Source organism: Pseudomonas atagonensis, assembly GCF_011369485.1.
Lineage (GTDB): Bacteria > Pseudomonadota > Gammaproteobacteria > Pseudomonadales > Pseudomonadaceae > Aquipseudomonas > Aquipseudomonas atagonensis.
Genome location: NZ_VXCA01000003.1, coordinates 21823 through 41347, shown reverse-complemented (window position 1 = coordinate 41347; position 19525 = coordinate 21823). Strand labels below are relative to the sequence as shown.

Below are 19525 nucleotides of genomic sequence, written 5' to 3'. Positions count from 1 at the left end.
GGAGAAGGCGCGACAGACGGGCCGAGCAATACGTCTGCCGCCACTTTAGAGTTCATGCGAACGGTCACAAGGATGTGACCATTACAGGCTCCGGCACTTGTGTCGGGGCCTGTTCTATTTCCGGGGCAATACAAATTGAATGTGGGTGTTGTGTGTCAGTTGCCGCGTTTGCTGTTGATCTGGCGCAGGCGATTGCCTTCGAAACGCAGGTACTGGTACATGCCGTTGCTCGGGCCGTAGGTCCATTCTTCGACCTGGAATTCTTCGCGGCGATTGGCGCTGCGCTTGTAGCCGAGCATGTCGCGGCTCACTGGTTCGCCACACTTCTGCAGCACTTCGCTGGAACGGTCGCCCAGACTGACCAGTTGGCTGCCGCAACGCAGGGTATCCGACGCCGAAGCCTGTCCGGCAAGGAGCGCCAGCGCCATCACGAGCAACCCGTTTAGCTTCATCATTCGGCATCCAGATGCATTTGGGTGACCACGCGGCCATCGCTTTCGGCTTCACCAAGGTTGGCATCGATGAAGTACACACGGTCATCCTCGAGTTTGCCCTTGTCCACCAGATAATCCTTGATGCTGCTGGCGCGTTCCTGACCGAGCTGACGCAGCAACACGTCGCTGCCGCTCCAGAACTTGATCAGGCCTTCGCGCATTTTTGCCGTGCGCTCTTCCTTGCCGAGGTCTTTCCATTCGGCCGGTGGCTGGGTTTTCAGACGCGTACGGTAAATGCCTTCCAGCAGCGGGCCTTTTTCGCCGTCCGGTACCTGCAGCAGTGAGGCCTGAGCCGGAACCTTGTCGCCACGACGCTGGAGCATCTTGTAGTAGTTGTACTGGTATTCACGCTCCAGACGTTGCTCGGCAATCAACGGGCCGTCGCTGCTTTGCGCGGCGGTGCCTTCGATTTCCAGACGCAGAGCCGGGCGTTCTTTCAGGGCCTGGGACAGTTTGACCAGCGCGGCCTCGGCGTCCTTGTTCAGTTCGCTGGAGCCCGGCGCGAACGACACGGTACCGAGGTCTTCCGAACCGCCGCCACTGACCAGGCCGCCAATCAGCTTGAACGGTGCCGCTGCTGCTTTGACGATCAGGTTACGCAGGGTCTGCCAGACAATCGGCATCACGCTGAATTGCGGGTTGTTCAGGTCGCCGGTGACTGGCAGCTCGATGGAGATCTTGCCATCGACGTCCTTGAGCAAGGCAATCGCCAGTTTCAGCGGCAGGCTCACGGCATCCGGGCTATCAACCTTTTCACCGAGTTGCAGTTGCTCGACCACCACTTTGTTTTCAGCTTTGAGCTGGCCATTGGTGATCAGGTAATGCAGGTCGAGATTGAGTCGGCCCTTGCGAATACGGTAGCCGGCGAATTTGCCGGAGTAGGGTGTCAGGGTGGTCAGTTCGACGCGTTTGAAACTGGTGGCGATGTCGAGGCTGGCCATCGGGTCGAACGGATTGACCGCGCCCTTGATGGTCACGGGTGCATAACGGTCGACCTTGCCCTTGATGTCGACGCTGGCCGGTTTCGCCTGACGGCTGTCGATGGTGCCGATCTGCCCGTTCAGTTGCTGAACGGCGGTAGCGAAATTCGGCGTCAGGCTGAAGTCGGCGAAGTTGGCCGAGCCGTCGTTGATGGCAATACCGCCGATGTGAATGCCCAGCGGTTTGTCTTTGCTGGCCGGTTTGGCCGCGGCAGTCTTTGCTCCGCTGTCGGCGGATTGCGGAATCAGCAGGTCATCGATATTGGTGGTGCGGTCATCGTTGATCATGAAGCGCACGTACGGCTGGAGCAGGTTGACCTTGTCGATCGACAGGCTGTCGCCGTGCTGATAATTCAGACCTTCGACCACCACCTGCTGCCACTTGAGGAAGTCGCGGGTTTTAAGCGTGTCGAGGGTGTGCAGTTGATCGATCTGCGCCCGTCCGGTGACGCTGAGTGCGAGAGGCTCGGTGCTTTTCAGGTTGACCTTCAAATCACTGCCGAGCATGCCGCTGCGCAGTTCCAGGCGAATGAACGGGTTGATGTAAGACTGCGCGACACGCAGATCGATGTCCTGGGTCTTTACGTTGAGCTGGGCGGTGACCGGCGCGAGGTTGACCACACCGTCGGCCATGAGCTTGCCTTGCTTGCCCACACCGGTGTCGAGCTTGAGCTTGAAGGGCGAACCGTTGAGGCTGTCGAAATCCTGCAAATCCACGTTCAGTGGTGTGATGTCCAGAGCGACTTCCGGCTTCGCCGAGCGGTCGGCCAAGTGCACTTTGTAGTCACGCAGTTGCACGTCCTTGAGCAGCACTTGCCAAGGCTTGCTCGGGGCGTTTGGTTCTGGTTTCGGTGAGTCGGCGGCGGCCGGTGTGGTTGCCGGTTCGGCGGCGGCTTTGGCGGCGGGCTTCGATGGTTGGCTGGCGAACAGTTTTTGCCAGTCAAGCTGACCGTCCGCTTCGAGGGCTGCCCAGGTTTCCAGTTTCTGGCTGCGGATTTTGCCAACCACCACTTGTTGTTTGGCCAGATCGATGCTGGTGTCGGTGACGTCGAGGCGTTCGAGCTTTACCAGCGGGCGCCCATCCGGTGCCTTGATGGCGAAGGGTGCAATGTTCACTGCAACGTTGTTCAGCAGCAGTTCGGTTTGTTTCGACAGATTGAGCTTGTACTCAGTGCTGAGGCTGATCACACCGTCTTCGAGCACCAGCGGCACCGAATCACGCACGTAAGGCCAGAAAGCCTTCATCTTGCCGTCGGTGAGTTTCAGTGTGCCTTCGGAGGCGATCGGGATCAGGCTGAAATTGCCGCTCCAGTCGATCCGTCCACCGTTGGGGCCGATGGCGACGAGGGTCATGTCGGCACTGTCTTCGGGCAGGGTACTGAGGTTTTTCAGTTCGAAGGTGAGGTCGTCGTAAAGGAACTCGATCGGCTCGCTCGGACGCGCATCCTGAAAGTGCACGACGCCGCTGGCCAGTTTGATGCTGTCAATGCGCAGTGGAAACGGTTTTGCATTGGGATCGACCGGTGTCGGTTCACTCGCTGGTACCTTGAACAGGCCCAGCAGGTTGAGCTTGCCGTCCTTGGCGAAGAGGATTTCGGTTTTTGGCTTGTCCAGCTGAATGTCGGCCAGGTGCACCGCTTTTGTCCACAGGCTATCGAGTTGCAAGTCGGCGTACAGGCGTTCGAAGCCGATCTGCTCCTTGCCCGGCTCGCCGATGACCAGGCCCCACAGGGTGACTTCGAGGCTGAACGGATTGAGTTCGATGCGCTGCAGATGCGCAGGTACGGTGGCGTAGTTGGCCAGTTGCTGGTTGGCGATGCGCAGGGCAATGCCCGGCAGAATCAGAAACCCCAGCAGGCTGTAGAGGGCCAGAGCAGTCAACAAGGCGCCAATCGCGCGAATCAATCCTTTGGGCATGTGCGGCTTCATCTGTCTGAATCGGAGTGCCTTGGAGTATGGCACGCGATTCTGGTTCCGAAGTGCTCACGCCTTGCAGGAAATGTCTGAAAGTTGTGAGTGATGCTCAGAGCTGGAGGATCAGGGTTTTCAAGGGCGGCTGTTGATCCAGTGACGGGAAATCCTCGCCAGGGGTCATCACACTCCACTCACGCACCGGTCGGCCGGCCTTTTCGGCGCAGCGCAATACCTGTTCGCGCCAGTCGTCCATGCTGACTTTCGCCAGATTGTTGCAGCAGATCAGCACGCCATTGTCGGCGGTGGTCAGCAAGGCCGGTTTGAGCAGGCTCTGATAATCGCGCAGCAGGTCGACGGTGCCGAATGCGCTCTTGGCCCAGGCCGGCGGGTCGAGCAAGACCAGATCGTACTGGCGCTGTTCGAGGCGCTGGTAGCTTGGCAGTTTCTGCCCGCGACGCTGGCTGATCGGCAGGCCGGCGAGCTGGCGGATGGCCGGGAAATAATCCGACTGAATGAATTCCATTGCGGGCAGCTGCGGGTTTAGCTGACCGTTTTCGCGACCGACTGCCAGATTGCCTTCGGCGAAATCCAGGTTGCACACTTCACGGGCGCCACCGGCTGCGGCACTGAGGCCGACGCCGCAGGTGTAGGCGAACAGGTTGAGCACGGATTTGCCTTTGGCGTGATCCTTGACCCAGCCGCGGGTGTTGCGCAGGTCGAGGAACAGCAGTGGATCCTGACCTGCGTGACGTCCGCGAACGCGATAATTGAGGCCCCACTCGTGACCGACCAGATCGGCCAGCGCTGCGTCGTCGGCGCGGTAGACGCTGTCTTCACGGTCAATACGCGAGTTGCCCCGGGAGCGATCGTTGTAGACCAGCAAGGTCTCCAGCCCAAGGGTTTGATTGACCATGGCGTGCAACTGCAGAAGATCTTCACGCTCCAGCGTCTGGTGAAAACTTTGCACCAGCAGTTGCGGCCCGTAGCGGTCGATGGTCAGGCCGCCGGCGCCTTCTTGGCTGCCGTGGAACAGGCGATAGCAGTCGGTGCCCTGGCTGTGCAGTGCCGTGAGCAAGTCCTGGCGTTGATCGAGGGCGGCGCGCAGCGCCTGATTCAAGGAAGACATGCGGGCGCCTTGCTGGTGAGAATTGGGGCGCGGGAGTTTAACAGCTTGGCGGGTAACCGAGTTAAGCCCTTCGCGAGCAAGCCCGCTCCCACATGGGAACGCATTCCAAATGTGGGAGCGGGCTTGCTCGCGAAGCTTTTCAGGTCGGCAGACTCATACGACGTTTGGCTCTCTGCACCGAACCATTGCGCATCGCCCAGCGCAGCATCGGTGCGCTGCGTTTGACGCTGGCGCGGATCAGTTGGCGCTGCAGCGGGTTCTGCCGGGCATCGAGCATGTCGCTGGCCCAGTCGGGCAACAGGTCGATGCCGGCCTTCATCATCAGATCGCCAAAAGGTCGTGCCAGAGCGCTTGGTGCCGGCGCGTCGAGGAGCAGGCGCAGGACTTCGCGGCTGCGTTCATCGCAGAGCAACTGCGGGCGCATGCGTTGCAGGTAATCGGCCACGCACTGTCGCGATTTCGGCACGTCCCGCGCGCCAAGCCGCTCGGCCACCACGGCGATTTCCGCGTAGTAGCGATCCTGATCCGCCGGCGACAACTGCGGATTGCGATAACGCAAATGCGCCGCAAGGAAGTTGCTGACCTCGGCGACGTGCACCCAGGTCAGCAAGTCCGGATCACTGGCTGCGTAGGGCCGGCCATCTGGCGCGGTGCCGACCACTTGCAGGTGAATAGTGCGCACTTTCTCGATCAACCAATCGGCATCTCGCCGCGAGCCAAACGTGGTGCCGGAGACAAACTGGCTGGTGCGCCGCAAGCGGCCGAGCATGTCCTGACGAAAATTCGAATGATCCCAAACCCCGGCCAGCGCCAATGGATGCAGGGCTTGCAGCAACAACGCACTGATGCCGCCGATGAGCATGCTGCTGAAGTCGCCGTGAACCTGCCAACTGATCGAGTCAGGGCCGAACAGGCCGGGATCGCCCTTGGGGTTTTCCAGATCGAGCTGACCGAGGGACAGACCGGTCAGGCTCATGAGCTGGTGTTCGATACGGCTGCGGATGAATTCCATGACCACTCAACGGAGAAGGGCGAGCGCGGCCGGTTGACCGCGCCCGCAGGTTTACTGATTGAGGCGCTTGTCGATCAGTCCCTGAACCACGCTTGGATCCGCCAGGGTCGAGGTGTCGCCGAGGCTGTCGAGTTCGTTGCAGGCGATCTTGCGCAATATGCGCCGCATGATCTTGCCTGAGCGGGTTTTCGGCAAGGCCGGTGCCCACTGAATCAAGTCCGGCTTGGCGAAGCTGCCGATTTCCTTGCTGACGTGGGCGAGCAATTCTTTCTTCAGCTCGTCATTGGCCTCGGCGCCGTTCATCGGCGTGAGGAACGCGTAGATGCCCTGGCCTTTGACGTCGTGTGGATATCCGACCACGGCGGCTTCGGCGATGCTGTCGTGCAGCACCAGCGCGCTTTCCACTTCGGCGGTGCCGATACGATGGCCGGAAACGTTGATCACATCGTCGATGCGCCCGGTGATCCAGTAATCGCCGTCCTCGTCGCGGCGCGCGCCGTCACCGGTGAAGTAGTAACCGGGACAGGGCTTGAAATAGGTGTCGACCATCCGTTGCGGGTCGCCATACACGCTGCGGATCTGCGCCGGCCAGCTGGATTTGATCGCCAGTACGCCGCTGCCGGCACCTTTGATTTCTTTGCCGTGCTCATCGAGTAGCACCGGTTGCACGCCGAACATTGGCTGGGTGGCGCAGCCCGGTTTGATCCGTTGTGCACTGACCAGCGGGCTGAGCATGATGCCGCCGGTTTCGGTCTGCCACCAGGTATCGACGATGGGGCAGCGCTGTTCGCCGACCACGTTGAAATACCATTCCCACGCTTCCGGGTTGATCGGCTCACCGACACTGCCGAGTAATCTGAGGCTGGCGCGCGACGTTTCCTTCAACGGTTCGGCCCCTTCACGCATCAATGCGCGCAGGGCGGTGGGCGCGGTATAGAAAATGTTGACCTTGTGTTTATCGATCACCTGCCAGAATCGTGAGCTGCTCGGGTAGCTCGGCACGCCCTCGAACATCAGCGTGGTCGCGCCATTGGCCAACGGGCCGTAGACGATGTAGCTGTGGCCGGTGACCCAGCCGACGTCAGCGGTGCACCAGAACACTTCGCCGTCACGGTAGTCGAGCACGTATTTGAAGGTCATCGCGGCTTGCAGCAGGTAGCCACCGGTGGTGTGCAAGACCCCTTTGGGTTTGCCGGTGCTGCCGGAGGTGTAGAGGATGAACAGCGGGTCTTCGGCGTCCATCGGCTCCGGCGGGCAATCGTCACTGACGTCGCGCACGGCCTGGTGATACCAGAGGTCGCGCCCTTCGACCCAGTCGACTTTGTTCTGCGTGCGCTCGACCACGACCACGGTGCTGACGTTCGGGCAGCTTTGCAGGGCTTTATCGACGTTCTGTTTCAGTGGAACGAACTTGCCGCCGCGCACGCCTTCATCGGCGGTGATCACGGTGCGGCAGTCGGCGTCGAGGATGCGGTCGCGCAGGGAGTCCGGGGAGAATCCGCCGAACACTACCGAATGAATTGCACCGATCCGTGCGCAGGCAAGCATGGCGTAAGCGGCTTCGGGAATCATCGGCATGTAAATACACACCCGGTCGCCTTTTTTCACGCCACGACTTTTCAGCACGTTGGCCAGGCGGCAGACATGGTGGTGAAGTTTTTTGTAAGTGATATGCGCCGATTCGGCCGGGTCATCGCCTTCCCAGAGCAGGGCGGTCTGATCACCGCGCTTGTCCAGATGACGATCAATGCAGTTGAAGCTGACGTTCAGTTGCGCCCCGGCGAACCAGGCGGCTTCACCGGTTTTCAGGTCGTAGCGCTGAACGGTCTGCCACGGCGTGCTCCAGTCGAGGAAGCGTGTGGCCTGTTCGGCCCAGAAGGCACTGGGGTGTTCAATGGATTCACGGTACAGGCGCTGGTAGTCGTCCTGACTCAACTGTGCAGCCCGGCGGACGGCATCGGCTTTGGGGAACGTGCTGATATCGAACATGACGGTTCCTTATTCTTGTTGTGCGACAAGAATAAAGATGCGCCGAGAGGTGCAGAGGTTCAAGTCATGCGCAAAACAACTGTGGGAGGGGGCTTGCTCCCGAATACAGTGGGTCAGTCAACATCTCTGCTGAATGACACGCTGCATTCGAGCAAGCCCCCTCCCACAGGGTTAACGCTGTGCCGTCAAATCAACCGCGGTGACGACCGCGGAAGTAGTTGATCAGGCCTTGAGTGGACGGGTCTTCGGCAACGCTTTCTTCGCTGCCGACCAGACGGCTGTAGACGCCTTTGCCCAGTTCCTTGCCCAGCTCCACGCCCCACTGGTCGAAGGCGTTGATGCCCCAGACCACGCTTTGCACGAACACTTTGTGTTCATACATGGCGACCAGCGCGCCGAGACGACGCGGGCTGATGCGTTCAACCACGAGGGTGTTGCTCGGACGGTTGCCCGGGATCACCTTGTGCGGTGCGAGTTTGTGCACCTGCTCTTCGCTCATGCCCTTGTCGCGCAGTTCGGCTTCGGCTTCGGGCAAGGTTTTGCCGAGCATCAGTGCCTGACTCTGCGACAGGCAGTTGGCGTACAGCCACTGATGGTGGTCGGCTACCGGGTTAAAGCTGACGATCGGCACGATGAAGTCGGCCGGGATCAGTTGGGTGCCTTGGTGCAGCAACTGGTGGTAAGCGTGCTGACCGTTGCAGCCGACGCCGCCCCAGATCACCGGGCCGGTATCGGTCGATACCGGCGTGCCGTCCTGGCGCACGCTCTTGCCGTTGGATTCCATGTCCAGCTGTTGCAAATGCTTGGTGATGTTGCGCAGGTAATGGTCGTACGGCAGGATCGCGTGACTCTGTGCGCCCCAGAAGTTGCCGTACCACACACCAAGCAAGGCCAGCAGCACTGGCATGTTCTGCTCGAATGGCGCGCTCTGGAAATGCTGGTCCATGGTGTAAGCGCCGGACAGCAGTTCCTTGAAGTTGGACATGCCGATGGCCAGAGCAATCGGCAGACCGATGGCCGACCACAGCGAGTAACGGCCACCAACCCAGTCCCACATCGGGAAGATGTTTTCTTCGCGGATACCGAAAGCCACCGCTGCCGCGTTGTTGCTCGACACGGCGATGAAGTGACGATACAGCTCGGCTTCCGAACCGCCCTGCGCCAGGTACCAGGCGCGTGCAGCCTGAGCGTTCTTCAGGGTTTCGAGGGTATTGAACGACTTCGACGAAACGATGAACAGCGTGGTTTCGGCGCGCAGCTTTTGCGTCAGCTCGTGGAACTCGCTGCCGTCGATGTTCGCCAGATAGTGGCAACGCACGCCTTTCTGCGCGTAAGACAGCAGGGCTTCGGACACCAGTTCAGGGCCGAGGAAAGAGCCACCGATGCCGATGTTCACCACGTCAGTAATCGGTTTTTCTGTGTAACCACGCCACAGACCGTCGTGGATGCGGCCCACGAGGTCGGTGATCTGGTTCAAGACTTTGTGGACTTCCGGCATCACGTTGACGCCGTTGACCGACAACTTGTCGCCCACCGGGCGACGCAGGGCGGTGTGCAACGCCGGGCGGCCTTCGGAGGCGTTGACGATTTCACCGTCGAACAGCGCTTTGATTGCGCCCTTCAGATCGACTTCATTGGCCAGACCCACCAACAGGTTGCGGGTCTCGGCGTTGATCAAATTCTTCGAATAATCGAGAAACAGCCCGCAACTGCTGAGGGTGAACTGATTGAAGCGCTGCGGATCGGCGTTGAAGGCTTCGCGCATGCTGAAATCCTGCATGGCTTGGCGGTGATCTTTCAACGCTTGCCAGGCGGGCAGAGCGGTAACGTCGTGAGGAGTGCGGTAGTACGCCATCGCTGCGGTTTTCCTTTTTACTTGAACGGCCTTTTGAACACTGAACAGACCGCTACGCCCTGATGGGGCGCGGGTCAAATGCGTCGACACGATTTAGGGACGCAGGGCGAATACAGTAACCCTCGCGCTGCGTTCTGTCTTGACTTTGTCTGACCTGTTTCCGGTACTTTTTTAACATCAAGGTTAGAAACAGTCCGACAAACGGACGCGGGCAGGGCGATCAGGCAACCTGAACCGGAATGGCATTGCTGGTGTGGCTCAACTCGTTGCCCGGCGCCATGTAGAGCATGCGCGGCTTGAAGTTGGCCAGTTCCGCTTCGCTGTAATGAGCGTAAGCGCAGATGATCACGCGGTCGCCGACCCGGGCCTTGTGCGCAGCGGCGCCGTTGACCGAAATCATCCGTGAGCCTTCTTCGCCACGGATGGCGTAGGTGGTGAAGCGTTCGCCGTTGTCGACGTTGTAGATCTGGATTTGCTCGTATTCACGGATGCCGGACAAGTCCAGCCATTCGCCATCGATGGCGCAGGAACCTTCGTAATCGAGTACCGCGTGGGTGACTTCGGCGCGGTGCAATTTGGCCTTGAGCATGATGGCGTGCATGAGATGTTTCCCGGGTTGGAATCGAACGGCGGGCAGTGTGCCCGAAGGCTTTATGGGCGGCAATATGGCCCACGGCATACAGAAACCAAAGTGGGAGGGGGCTTGCTCCCGAATGCGGTGTGTCTTCAACAATAATGCTGAATGACACACCGCATTCGGGAGCAAGCCCCCTCCCACAAGGTATTGCGGTGTTGTTTAAGCTGGGCTGTCGAGGTTCAGGTGCAGGTTATCGATCAACCGCGTGGTACCGAGGAACGCAGCCACCAGAATCACCAGGTCACGGTCTTGAGCCGTCGCCGGACGCAATGTCAGGGCATGGCGGATTTCCAGATAGTCGGGACGCAGACCGGCGGCTTTCAGTTGTTGCAACTGCGCGCCGATCAGCGCCGGGAAGTCGCGTTGACCTTGCTTGATCGCATCGGCAATCGTGCTCAGGGTCTGGTAGACCACGGGTGCAACGGCACGCTGTTCCTCGCTGAGGAAGCCGTTGCGCGAAGACAGCGCGAGGCCGTCGGCGGCGCGCACGGTCGGCTCGCCAATGATCTGTACCGGCATGTTGAGGTCATGCACCAGCGCGCGAATCACCGCCAGTTGCTGGAAATCTTTCTGACCGAAGACTGCCAGATCCGGCTGAACCATGTTGAACAGCTTGCTGACCACAGTCGCCACGCCTTCGAAGTGCCCCGGACGGCTGGCGCCGCACAGGCCTTCGGAAAGTTGCGGAACACTGACGCGGGTCTGCCCGGTCATGCCGTCGGGGTACATCTCTTCGACGGTCGGGGCGAACAGCAGATGACAGCCGCCTTGCAGCAGTTTTTCCTGATCCGCCGCCAGGGTGCGGGGGTATTTGTCGAGGTCTTCGCCGGCGCCGAACTGCAGCGGGTTGACGAAGATGCTGGCCACCACGAAGTCCGCACGCTGGTTGGCTTTGGTGATCAGTGCGATGTGGCCGCTGTGCAGGTTGCCCATGGTCGGCACGAAGGCGATGCGCTTGCCTTCGCTGCGGGCGCGAGCGACGGCGGCGCGCAGTTCGCGTACGGTTTTGACAGTGTTCATGCAGAGAATCCGTGTTCGATGCCAGGGAACGTGGTGGCTTTGACTTCGCTGACGTAGGCCTTCAGCGCGGACTGGATGCTGTCCTGACCGTGCATGAAGTTCTTGACGAATTTCGGTACACGGCCAGTGATCGACAAACCGAGCATGTCGTGCAGCACCAGCACCTGACCGTCGGTGGCGTTACCGGCGCCGATGCCGATCACCGGGATCTTCACGGCCTGGCTGATCTCGGCTGCCAGCTCACTCGGTACGCATTCCAGCAACAACATGGCTGCGCCAGCCTGTTCCAGCGAGATCGCATCAGCGCGCATCTGTCGCGCCTGGTTCTCGTTGCGGCCCTGCACTTTATAGCCACCGAGAATGTTCACCGCTTGCGGGGTCAGGCCCATGTGCGCGCATACCGGCACACCGCGCTCGGCGAGCAGACGAATCGACTCCGCCAGCCACAGCTGCCCTTCGACCTTGACCATGTGCGCACCGGCCTGCATCAGCATGGCGCTGTTGTTCATGGTTTGTTCGAGGGTAGCGTTGGCCATGAACGGCAGGTCGGCCAGGATCAGGGCATCGGTGTTGCCGCGTTTGACGCAGGCGGTGTGGTAGGCCATTTCTGCGGTGGTCACCGGCAGGGTGCTGTCGTGACCTTGCAGGACCATGCCGAGGGAGTCGCCCACCAGCAGCACTTCGACACCGGCCTCGTTGCAGGCGTGGGCGAAGGTCGCGTCATAGCAGGTCAGCATGGTGATTTTTTCACCTTTCTGCTTGAGGCTCTGGAGCGTGGTCAGGGTGATGGCTGGCATGTAAAAAATCCTCGTTCAGGCGCTCTGGAAACTACTGCGAGTAACGCGCGTGATTCTTCATCTACTCAGGCGCACGCTCTTTTGTCGTGCTTATAAGGCCTGGATTGCGCCCGTATGTGCCGGGTTGGCGGCAGCGGGACGCCTATAGTCGTGAGGAGAACCGAGGAAGTCAATTGCGTGTGTTACCGCATTGTTACGAGGGAAGTGTTACCGGCGTTACTGATGCGATTCAGCGACGCGGCAGGCCTGATTCGGCGAGTTTTTGTCTGACAAAAACCTTGTTGGAAAAGGGCTTTTGTGGCGAGGGGATTTATCCCCGTTGGGCTACGAAGCGGCCCCTATATCTGCCACCTCGGTATATCAGGCTGATCGCATTCAGCCTTTTTGGGGCTGCTGCGCAACCCAACGGGGATAAATCCCCTCGCCACAAAGGCTCATTCGGCAGGAGATTGTAGTCAATCAGTCGGGAGGCGTTCGAGGCCGACGAACGGGCAGGCTGCAAGCAGGTCGGGGAGAGTGCGGCCATCGGGCAGGCGAAGACCCTGCGGGGCCAGTTCGGCCAGCGGGTACAGTACGAACGCGCGTTCCTGAATCTGGTAATGCGGGACTTTCAGGCGTGGCTCGTCGATCAGCCGATCGCCGAACAGCAGAATATCCAGATCCAGCGTACGCGGGCCCCAGCGCTCCAGGCGCTCGCGACCCTGATCGTTTTCGATTGCCTGCAAGGCATCCAGTAGCTCAAGTGGCGCAAGGCTGCTGTCGAGGGCCGCTACCGCGTTGGTGTAACGCGGCTGGCCCGGCAGCAACGAGTCGCTTTGATAGAAAGCGGAAACGCCGGCGAGGGAGGTCTGCGACAATTGCCCCAGCGCCTCGATGGCGCTGCGCAATTGTTCGGCCGGGTCAGCGAGGTTGCTGCCCATGCCGATGTAGATACGTTCCATGTCTTACTCGCCCGTAGCGCTCGGTGCACCCGCGCGTTTGCGCTTGGAGCCGCTGCTGCGGCGGCGTTTGCGTGGCGCGCCGCTGGCGTCATCACCCTTGCCGCCGAGGTCACGGATCATGTCGCGACGCTCGCTGTCGTTGGCGTCCTGATAGTCCGTCCACCACTCGCCCAGACCATCGGTCTGTTCGCCAGCGCTTTCACGCAACAGCAGGAAGTCGTAACCGGCGCGGAAGCGCGGGTTGTCCAGCAAGAGATCGGCGCGTTTGCCGCTGCGACGTGGCAGGCGTTCCTGCATGTCCCAGATTTCGCGGATCGGCATGGTGAAGCGCTTTGGAATAGCGATGCGCTGGCACTGTTCGGCGATCAGTTCGTGCGCGGCTTCCTGCATCGCTGGAATCGGCGGCATGCCACGTTCCTGCAGGCGCAGCACGCGAGCCGGCAGGGCAGGCCACAGCAGTGCGGCAAACAGGAACGCAGGGGTCACCGGTTTGTTCTGCTTGATCCGCAGGTCGGTGTTGGTCAGTGCTTCGCTGATCAGCGTGTGGGTGTACTCCGGGTTGTGTTCCAGCGCATCGGCACTGGCCGGGAACAGTGGTGCGAACAGTTGCAGGTCGACCAGCATCTCGAAGGTGATGGCACCGTGACCGGAGAGGAACAGCTTGAGCACTTCTTCGAACAGGCGCGCCGAAGGGATCTCGCGCAGCATCGGCGCCAGTTCGCGGATCGGCTGCACAGTGTGCTTTTCGATGCCGAAGTTGAGCTTGGCAGCGAAACGCACGGCCCGCAGCATGCGCACCGGGTCTTCCTGGTAGCGCTGCTTCGGATCACCGATCAAGCGGATCAAGTGGTTGCGGATGTCGTGTACGCCGTTGGCGTAGTCGAGGATGCGCTCACTGACCGGATCGTAATACAGGGCGTTGATGGTGAAGTCGCGGCGTTGCGCGTCCTCTTCCAGCGTGCCGTAAACGTTGTCGCGCAGAATCCGCCCGCTCTCGTTACGCGAGGACTGATTGCTGTCTTCGTCGTCTTCGTTTTGCGGGTGATTGGCGCGGAAGGTCGCGACTTCGATGATTTCGCGACCGAAATGGATGTGCACCAGTTTGAAGCGGCGGCCGATGATCCGCGCATTGCGGAATTCGGCGCGAACCTGCTCGGGGGTGGCACTGGTGGCGACGTCGAAATCCTTGGGCGTGATGCCCAGCAGCATGTCACGCACGCAACCGCCGACCAGATAAGCCTGGTAACCGGCACCTTGCAGGCGTTCGACGATATTCACCGCGTAGCGGCTGAATTGCGTTTTCTGCAGCGAATGTTGGCCGCTGTTGAGCACTTCAGGGGTGCTGCGGATGTGTTGCGTACGACGCACGGGAGTTCGGAATGACTGGAACAGCTTCTTCAGCATGGGATGCACTGTTTGAAGGAATGTTCGGCCATACCAAAGAATGACCGCATGATGGGCGCAGATTCTAGCATTTAGTCGGGGGATGGTGTAGGACACGGCCGATTTGAGCTGCAAGCCGCAGGCTACAGGCTTCGGACGCTATGAAAGTGGGGGAATTTAGCGAAAGGGAGAAACTACAAGGGGAGCCGAAGCTCCCCAAGAAGTAGTTGCGTGCTCTTTTTATTATTGATTCGGGCTTCTTGTTTTTGTTGAGTGCCCTCGCCATGAAGCTTTTCCTTCATGACCCTCCCAATCGGGAGCCAAGAGCAAACGGATTGCTTTGGTCGCTGAATTGCAGTGATCTCTCGATCCAACCAGTACAGGCTCTGTCTTAGGACAGTTTTTGTTGTTCTCGGCCTGGTCGTGGGGCAAGCCCCAAATACAACGCCTCTCCAAAAGAATCAGTTAGCTGCGCCTCTCGCCGTCTTGTTTTTATTGTGCGTGAGTCGATTCGTCTTATTTTTATTGTCTTGTGCATTGCTTGTTATTGTTCTTGTACCAAACATATAGCAGGTGCCGTGCCAACTTTTGCGAAGCCCAGTAAAACAAGGGGTTAGGTCGATATAACCGTTTTCGAGGGGCGAAAAAAAGCCGGGGTTTCGTTACCGATAACCCCGGCTTCTGTTACGTGAAAAGACTGAGGTAACAGTTTTTTCACTTCTTCAAGCGTTACCCGCACATTCGACAGGTAACGTTCAGCTCTCGCTGGCGACCCCGGTCTTGCGCCGTGGGATGCCCAGACGCTGACGGCGTTCCCACAGGCATTTGCGGCTGACGCCGAGTTTGCGCGCCAGTTCGGTCTCGGTCATGTGGTCCTGATGTTCGAGGACGAAGTGCTGGAAGTAGTCTTCCAGTGACAGGTCTTCAGTCGGTTCATGGCTGCTGTTGCTGGCATTGCCGGCGCTTTGCGGCGGCAAACCGATGAATTCATCGTCCTCCAGGTCGCCCAGCTCGATGTCGATGCCCAGCAGGTCGGCGGAGATTTCCGGGCTTTCACTCAGAATCACCGCGCGCTCGACTGCGTTTTCCAGCTCACGCACGTTACCCGGCCAGGAATAGTGCCGGATCGCCTGTTCGGCATCGGAGGCAAATTTCAGGTCGGTACGGTTGATGCGTGCGCTCTGACGAGCCAGGAAGGCATTGGCGATTTCATTGACGTCGGCGCCGCGTTCGCGCAGGGCCGGCAATTTCAACGCGATCACGTGCAGGCGGTAATAAAGATCTTCACGGAACTGGCCGATTTTCGCCAGGCTCTTCAGATCCCGGTGAGTGGCGGCGATCAGGCGTACATCAACCTTCTGCGACTGTACTGAGCCAACACGACGAATTTCGCCTTCCTGCAATACACGCAGCAAACGAGCCTGGGCTTCCAGCGGCAGCTCGCCAATTTCATCAAGGAACAGCGTGCCACCGTCCGCCGCTTCCACCAGACCGGCGCGACCGGCGCTGGCACCGGTGAACGCACCTTTTTCGTGACCGAACAGTTCGGACTCGATCAGGCTTTCCGGAATGGCAGCGCAGTTGACCGAGATCATCGGTGCCTTGGCGCGTTTCGACAGGTTGTGCAGCGCGCGGGCCACCAGTTCTTTACCGGTGCCGGACTCACCCTGGATCAGGACGTTGGAGTCGGTTGGCGCGACTTTGCGGATCTTGCTGTACAGATCCTGCATCGGTGGGCAGGAGCCGATGATGCCGATTTCGCCATTGCTGTTGTCGACACCCGGTTTCGCCGCGCCGTTGGCGGCCTTGCCGACGGCAGGTTCACCGCTGGCCTGAACCGTTTGGCGATCACGCAGGATCCGCGCAACGGCCTGAAGCATTTCGTCGTGGTCGAAAGGCTTGGCGATGTAGTCCACCGCGCCCATCTTCATCGAGTCGACCGCCGAGCGCAGGCTGGCGTAACTGGTCATGATCAGCACCGGCGTGCCTTGGCCGAGCTTGATCAGCTCGGTGCCGGGTGCGCCCGGCAGGCGCAGATCGCTGACGATCAGATCGAACGTAGGAATGGTGAAGCGTTCTTGTGCTTCCTGCACTGAACCGGCTTCGCTGACCTGGTACTGATTGCGTTCCAGCAGGCGGCGCAAGGCGGAGCGGATAATTGTTTCGTCTTCGACGATCAAAATGTGCGGCATTGATTCGATACTCTCGACGGTCTCAGTTCACAGCGGACGTCGCTTCGACATGACGCGGTAAGGTCACCCGGATACGGGTGCCGCGTTGGCTTTGTACATCAGCCGGGCTGTCGATGGTGATTTGTCCATAATGCTCTTCAACGATGGAATAGACCAGTGCAAGGCCCAGACCGGTGCCTTCACCCGGATCCTTGGTGGTGAAGAAAGGTTCGAACAATCTGTCCATGATGTTCTTCGGAATACCGCTGCCTTCGTCCTCCACGATCAGGTCGACCGTGTGTTCGCCGGCTTCACTCTTGACCCGCACCGCACTGCCCGCAGGCGAAGCGTCACGGGCGTTGGAGAGCAGATTGATCAGCACCTGGGCAAGTCGCTGCGGATCGCCTTCGACCCAGTGATCCGGGTCGCACAGGTTGTAGAACTGCACTTCGAAATTGCGCCGGTTCAAGGCCAGCAAGCCGATGGCGTCCTGCGCCACTTCCGCCAGACAAACGGGCTCGTCGCTGTGCTGATGGCTGCCGGCGTGGGCAAAGCTCATCAGCGACTGGACGATGCGCGATACGCGCTTGGTTTGCTCAAGGATCTGCCCGCTGATCTCGGTCAACTCGCCGTCGTCTTCGCGCTCTTCGCGCAGGTTCTGCGCGAGGCAGGCGATGCCGGTGATCGGGTTGCCGATTTCATGGGCCACACCCGCTGCCAGTCGACCGATGCTGGCCAGCCGTTCGGAGTGCACCAGTTTGTCTTCGAGCATCTGCGTTTCGGTCAGGTCTTCAACCAGTAACACCAGGCCGCTGTTACCCGGCGCGAGCGGTTCGTCGATCGCCGCTTTGTGCAGGTTCAGCCAGCGCGTCTGGCCATCGAGGGCCAGATGTTGCTTGTGCAAGTGCTCGTCGGGCAGGTTGATGAAGCCTTGCAGCAATGCTTTCCACGGCTCGCCAATGGTACTCAGACGCGAGCCGACCACCCGTTGCGCGGCGATGCCGGTGAGTTCTTCCATGGCCTTGTTCCACATCAGGATCTCTTGATCCTTGGCCAGCGAGCAGACGCCCATCGGCAGTTCCTGCAAGGTCTGGCGGTGATAACGGCGCAAGGCATCGAGTTCGGCGGCCAGACCGGTGAGGCGCGAGTGGTAATCCTCAAGACGGCTTTCGATGAAGTGGATGTCCTCGGTGACATAGTTTTCACCGCCGGCCTTGTACGGCAGGAAAGTCTCGACCATGTCCTGCGCCACGCTCGGCCCCATCAGGCCGGAAAGGTTGGCTTCGATCCGGTCACGCAGGCGGCGCAGTGCGTACGGACGGCGCTCGTCGAACGGCAGATACAGGTCGCGCAGCGCCTGCTCGACTTCTTTCTGCGCAGCCTTGGCGCCGAGCGGTTTGGCCAGTTGCGTGGCGAATTCCTGGGGCGAGGCGGCGTGCAGTTCGCGGCGTTGCGGGCGGCGAACGTTATCCACCGCGCAGGCTTCGGCGGCACTGGCCTCTTCCGGGCTGGCGTTGGTGAACAGCGAAATCAGTGTGAACATTAGTACGTTGGCTGCCAGCGACGCGATGGCCGCCATGTGCCAACTGGTGTCGTCGAGCACGTAAATCATGTTCAGCAGCGGGATGTAGAAACCCTGCAGATTGCCGACCAGCGGCAACAGCATGGTAATCACCCAGACCAGAATCCCCGCGAGCAAACCGGCGATAAAACCTCGGCGGTTGGCGGTCGGCCAATACAGTACCGACAACACGCCCGGCAGGAATTGCAGGGTCGCAACGAAGGCAACAATGCCGAGGTTGGCCAGATCCTGCTCGGCGCCGAGCATCAGGTAGAAGCCAAAACCGGCCATGATGATCGCGACGATCAGCGCGCGGCGGGTCCACTTCAACCAGCGATAAATGTTGCCCTCGGCCGGTGGCTGATAGAGCGGCAGCACCAAGTGGTTCAGCGCCATGCCCGACAGCGCCAGCGTGGTGACGATGATCAGCCCGCTAGCCGCCGAAAGGCCGCCGACATAGGCGAGCAACGCCAGGGGTTTGCTGTTGGCGGCAATGCCGATGCCGAGGGTGAAGTATTCCGGGTTGGTCGTGGCGCCGAGCTTGAGGCCCGCCCACAAAATCAGCGGTACCGCGAGGCTCATCAGCAGCAGGAACAGCGGCAGACCCCAACTCGCGCTGACCAGGGAGCGCGGGTTGAGGTTTTCGGTGAAGGTCATGTGATACATGTGCGGCATCACGATCGCCGAGGCGAAAAACACCAGCAGCAATGTGCGCCACGGGCCTTCCTGCAGTGGCGTGTGCAGTGCGGCGAGGGCGGTCTGGTTTTGCAGCAGCCACAGTTCCAGCTGTTGCGGGCCGTCGAACACGCCGTACAACGCGTACAGACCAACGCCGCCGAGGGCGACCAGTTTGATCACCGATTCGAAGGCAATCGCGAACACTAGCCCTTCATGCTTTTCGCGCGTAGCGATGTGCCGGGAGCCGAAGAAAATCGTGAACAGAATGATCAGCGCACAGAACGCCAGCGCCACGCGGCTCTGAATCGGCTCGCCGGTGAGAATGCCGATCGAGTCGGCCACTGCCTGAATTTGCAGAGCCAGCAACGGCAAGACGCCGATCAGCATGAAGATCGTGGTCAGCGCGCCGGCCCAGGTGCTGCGAAAGCGGAAGGCAAACAGATCAGCCAGCGACGACAGTTGATAAGTGCGGGTGATTTTCAGGATCGGATAAAGCAATACCGGCGCCAGCAGAAACGCGCCGGACACACCGAGATAGCTGGACAGGAAGCCATAGCCGTACTGATAGGCCAGACCGACCGTGCCGTAAAACGCCCAGGCACTGGCGTAAACCCCGAGCGACAGTGTGTAAGTCAGCGGGTGGCGAATGATCGCCCGCGGGATCATGCCCCGTTCGCTGACCCAGGCTACGCCGAACAGCGTCGCCAGGTAGGCGGCACTGATCAGGATCATCTGGGTCAGGCTAAAGCTCATCGGCATCTTTTTGGCTCTGCAGGATGAAGGTCACGACAATCAGGATCAGCCAGAGCAGATAGGGGCGATACCAGGCGCCCGTAGCGTCGATCCACCAATCCATGATGGCGGGGGAAAACAGATAGATCCCCACGACTAAAAGCAGGACCAAGCGATAGATGTACATCCCGGCCTCTCTTTTTTATGCGCGTGCCCGAAAACGTGCGGCGATGGT

General features: G+C 60.1%; 14 protein-coding genes. All 14 read right to left on the bottom strand.

Annotation, left to right across the window (positions count from 1 at the left end):
* Positions 1–155 precede the first annotated feature (155 nt).
* The 14 genes from F2P67_RS01340 to F2P67_RS01275 all read right to left on the bottom strand — a co-directional run bounded on the left by F2P67_RS01340 (position 156) and on the right by F2P67_RS01275 (position 19477).
* Positions 156–452 (bottom strand): DUF2845 domain-containing protein, encoded by a 297-nt coding sequence (locus tag F2P67_RS01340; RefSeq protein ID WP_166216998.1) that lies wholly within the window; start codon positions 450–452, stop codon positions 156–158.
* A complete protein-coding gene (locus F2P67_RS01335) occupies positions 452–3403 on the bottom strand; it encodes a DUF748 domain-containing protein (protein ID WP_166216421.1) in 2952 nt (983 codons plus the stop codon). Before F2P67_RS01335 ends, F2P67_RS01340 begins: the two co-directional genes overlap by 1 nt.
* A gap of 94 nt (positions 3404–3497) precedes the next feature.
* Positions 3498–4514, bottom strand: coding sequence for a class I SAM-dependent rRNA methyltransferase (locus F2P67_RS01330; RefSeq protein WP_166216418.1), 1017 nt, complete (start codon positions 4512–4514; stop codon positions 3498–3500).
* Positions 4515–4653: 139 nt separating this feature from the next.
* A complete protein-coding gene (locus F2P67_RS01325) occupies positions 4654–5526 on the bottom strand; it encodes an oxygenase MpaB family protein (RefSeq protein ID WP_166216415.1) in 873 nt (290 codons plus the stop codon).
* A gap of 51 nt (positions 5527–5577) precedes the next feature.
* Entirely contained in the window at positions 5578–7515 is a 1938-nt protein-coding gene (gene acs, locus F2P67_RS01320) for an acetate--CoA ligase (protein ID WP_166216412.1), read from the bottom strand.
* Between the two features lie 190 nt (positions 7516–7705).
* Complete coding sequence (pgi, locus tag F2P67_RS01315) at positions 7706–9370, bottom strand: glucose-6-phosphate isomerase (RefSeq protein WP_166216409.1); 1665 nt, start codon at positions 9368–9370, stop codon at positions 7706–7708.
* Between the two features lie 220 nt (positions 9371–9590).
* Positions 9591–9971, bottom strand: coding sequence for an aspartate 1-decarboxylase (panD, locus tag F2P67_RS01310; protein WP_166216406.1), 381 nt, complete (start codon positions 9969–9971; stop codon positions 9591–9593).
* Positions 9972–10166: 195 nt separating this feature from the next.
* A complete protein-coding gene (panC, locus tag F2P67_RS01305; protein ID WP_166216403.1) occupies positions 10167–11027 on the bottom strand; it encodes a pantoate--beta-alanine ligase in 861 nt (286 codons plus the stop codon).
* The gene (gene panB / locus F2P67_RS01300) at positions 11024–11824 is read right to left on the bottom strand and encodes a 3-methyl-2-oxobutanoate hydroxymethyltransferase (RefSeq protein WP_166216400.1); all 801 of its coding nucleotides are present in this window, start codon (positions 11822–11824) and stop codon (positions 11024–11026) included. Before panB ends, panC begins: the two co-directional genes overlap by 4 nt.
* Positions 11825–12279: 455 nt before the next feature.
* Entirely contained in the window at positions 12280–12765 is a 486-nt protein-coding gene (gene folK / locus F2P67_RS01295; protein ID WP_166216398.1) for a 2-amino-4-hydroxy-6-hydroxymethyldihydropteridine diphosphokinase, read from the bottom strand.
* A 3-nt stretch (positions 12766–12768) separates the two neighbouring features.
* Entirely contained in the window at positions 12769–14169 is a 1401-nt protein-coding gene (locus F2P67_RS01290) for a polynucleotide adenylyltransferase PcnB (protein WP_166216395.1), read from the bottom strand.
* A gap of 734 nt (positions 14170–14903) precedes the next feature.
* Positions 14904–16340, bottom strand: a complete 1437-nt coding sequence (locus F2P67_RS01285; protein WP_166216392.1) for a sigma-54-dependent transcriptional regulator — start codon at positions 16338–16340, stop codon at positions 14904–14906.
* A 22-nt stretch (positions 16341–16362) separates the two neighbouring features.
* Positions 16363–19317, bottom strand: coding sequence for a sensor histidine kinase (locus F2P67_RS01280; protein WP_166216389.1), 2955 nt, complete (start codon positions 19315–19317; stop codon positions 16363–16365).
* Entirely contained in the window at positions 19301–19477 is a 177-nt protein-coding gene (locus F2P67_RS01275) for a hypothetical protein (protein WP_003176118.1), read from the bottom strand. The genes F2P67_RS01280 and F2P67_RS01275 overlap by 17 nt, the downstream gene beginning before the upstream one ends.
* Between the last annotated feature and the right edge of the window lie 48 nt (positions 19478–19525).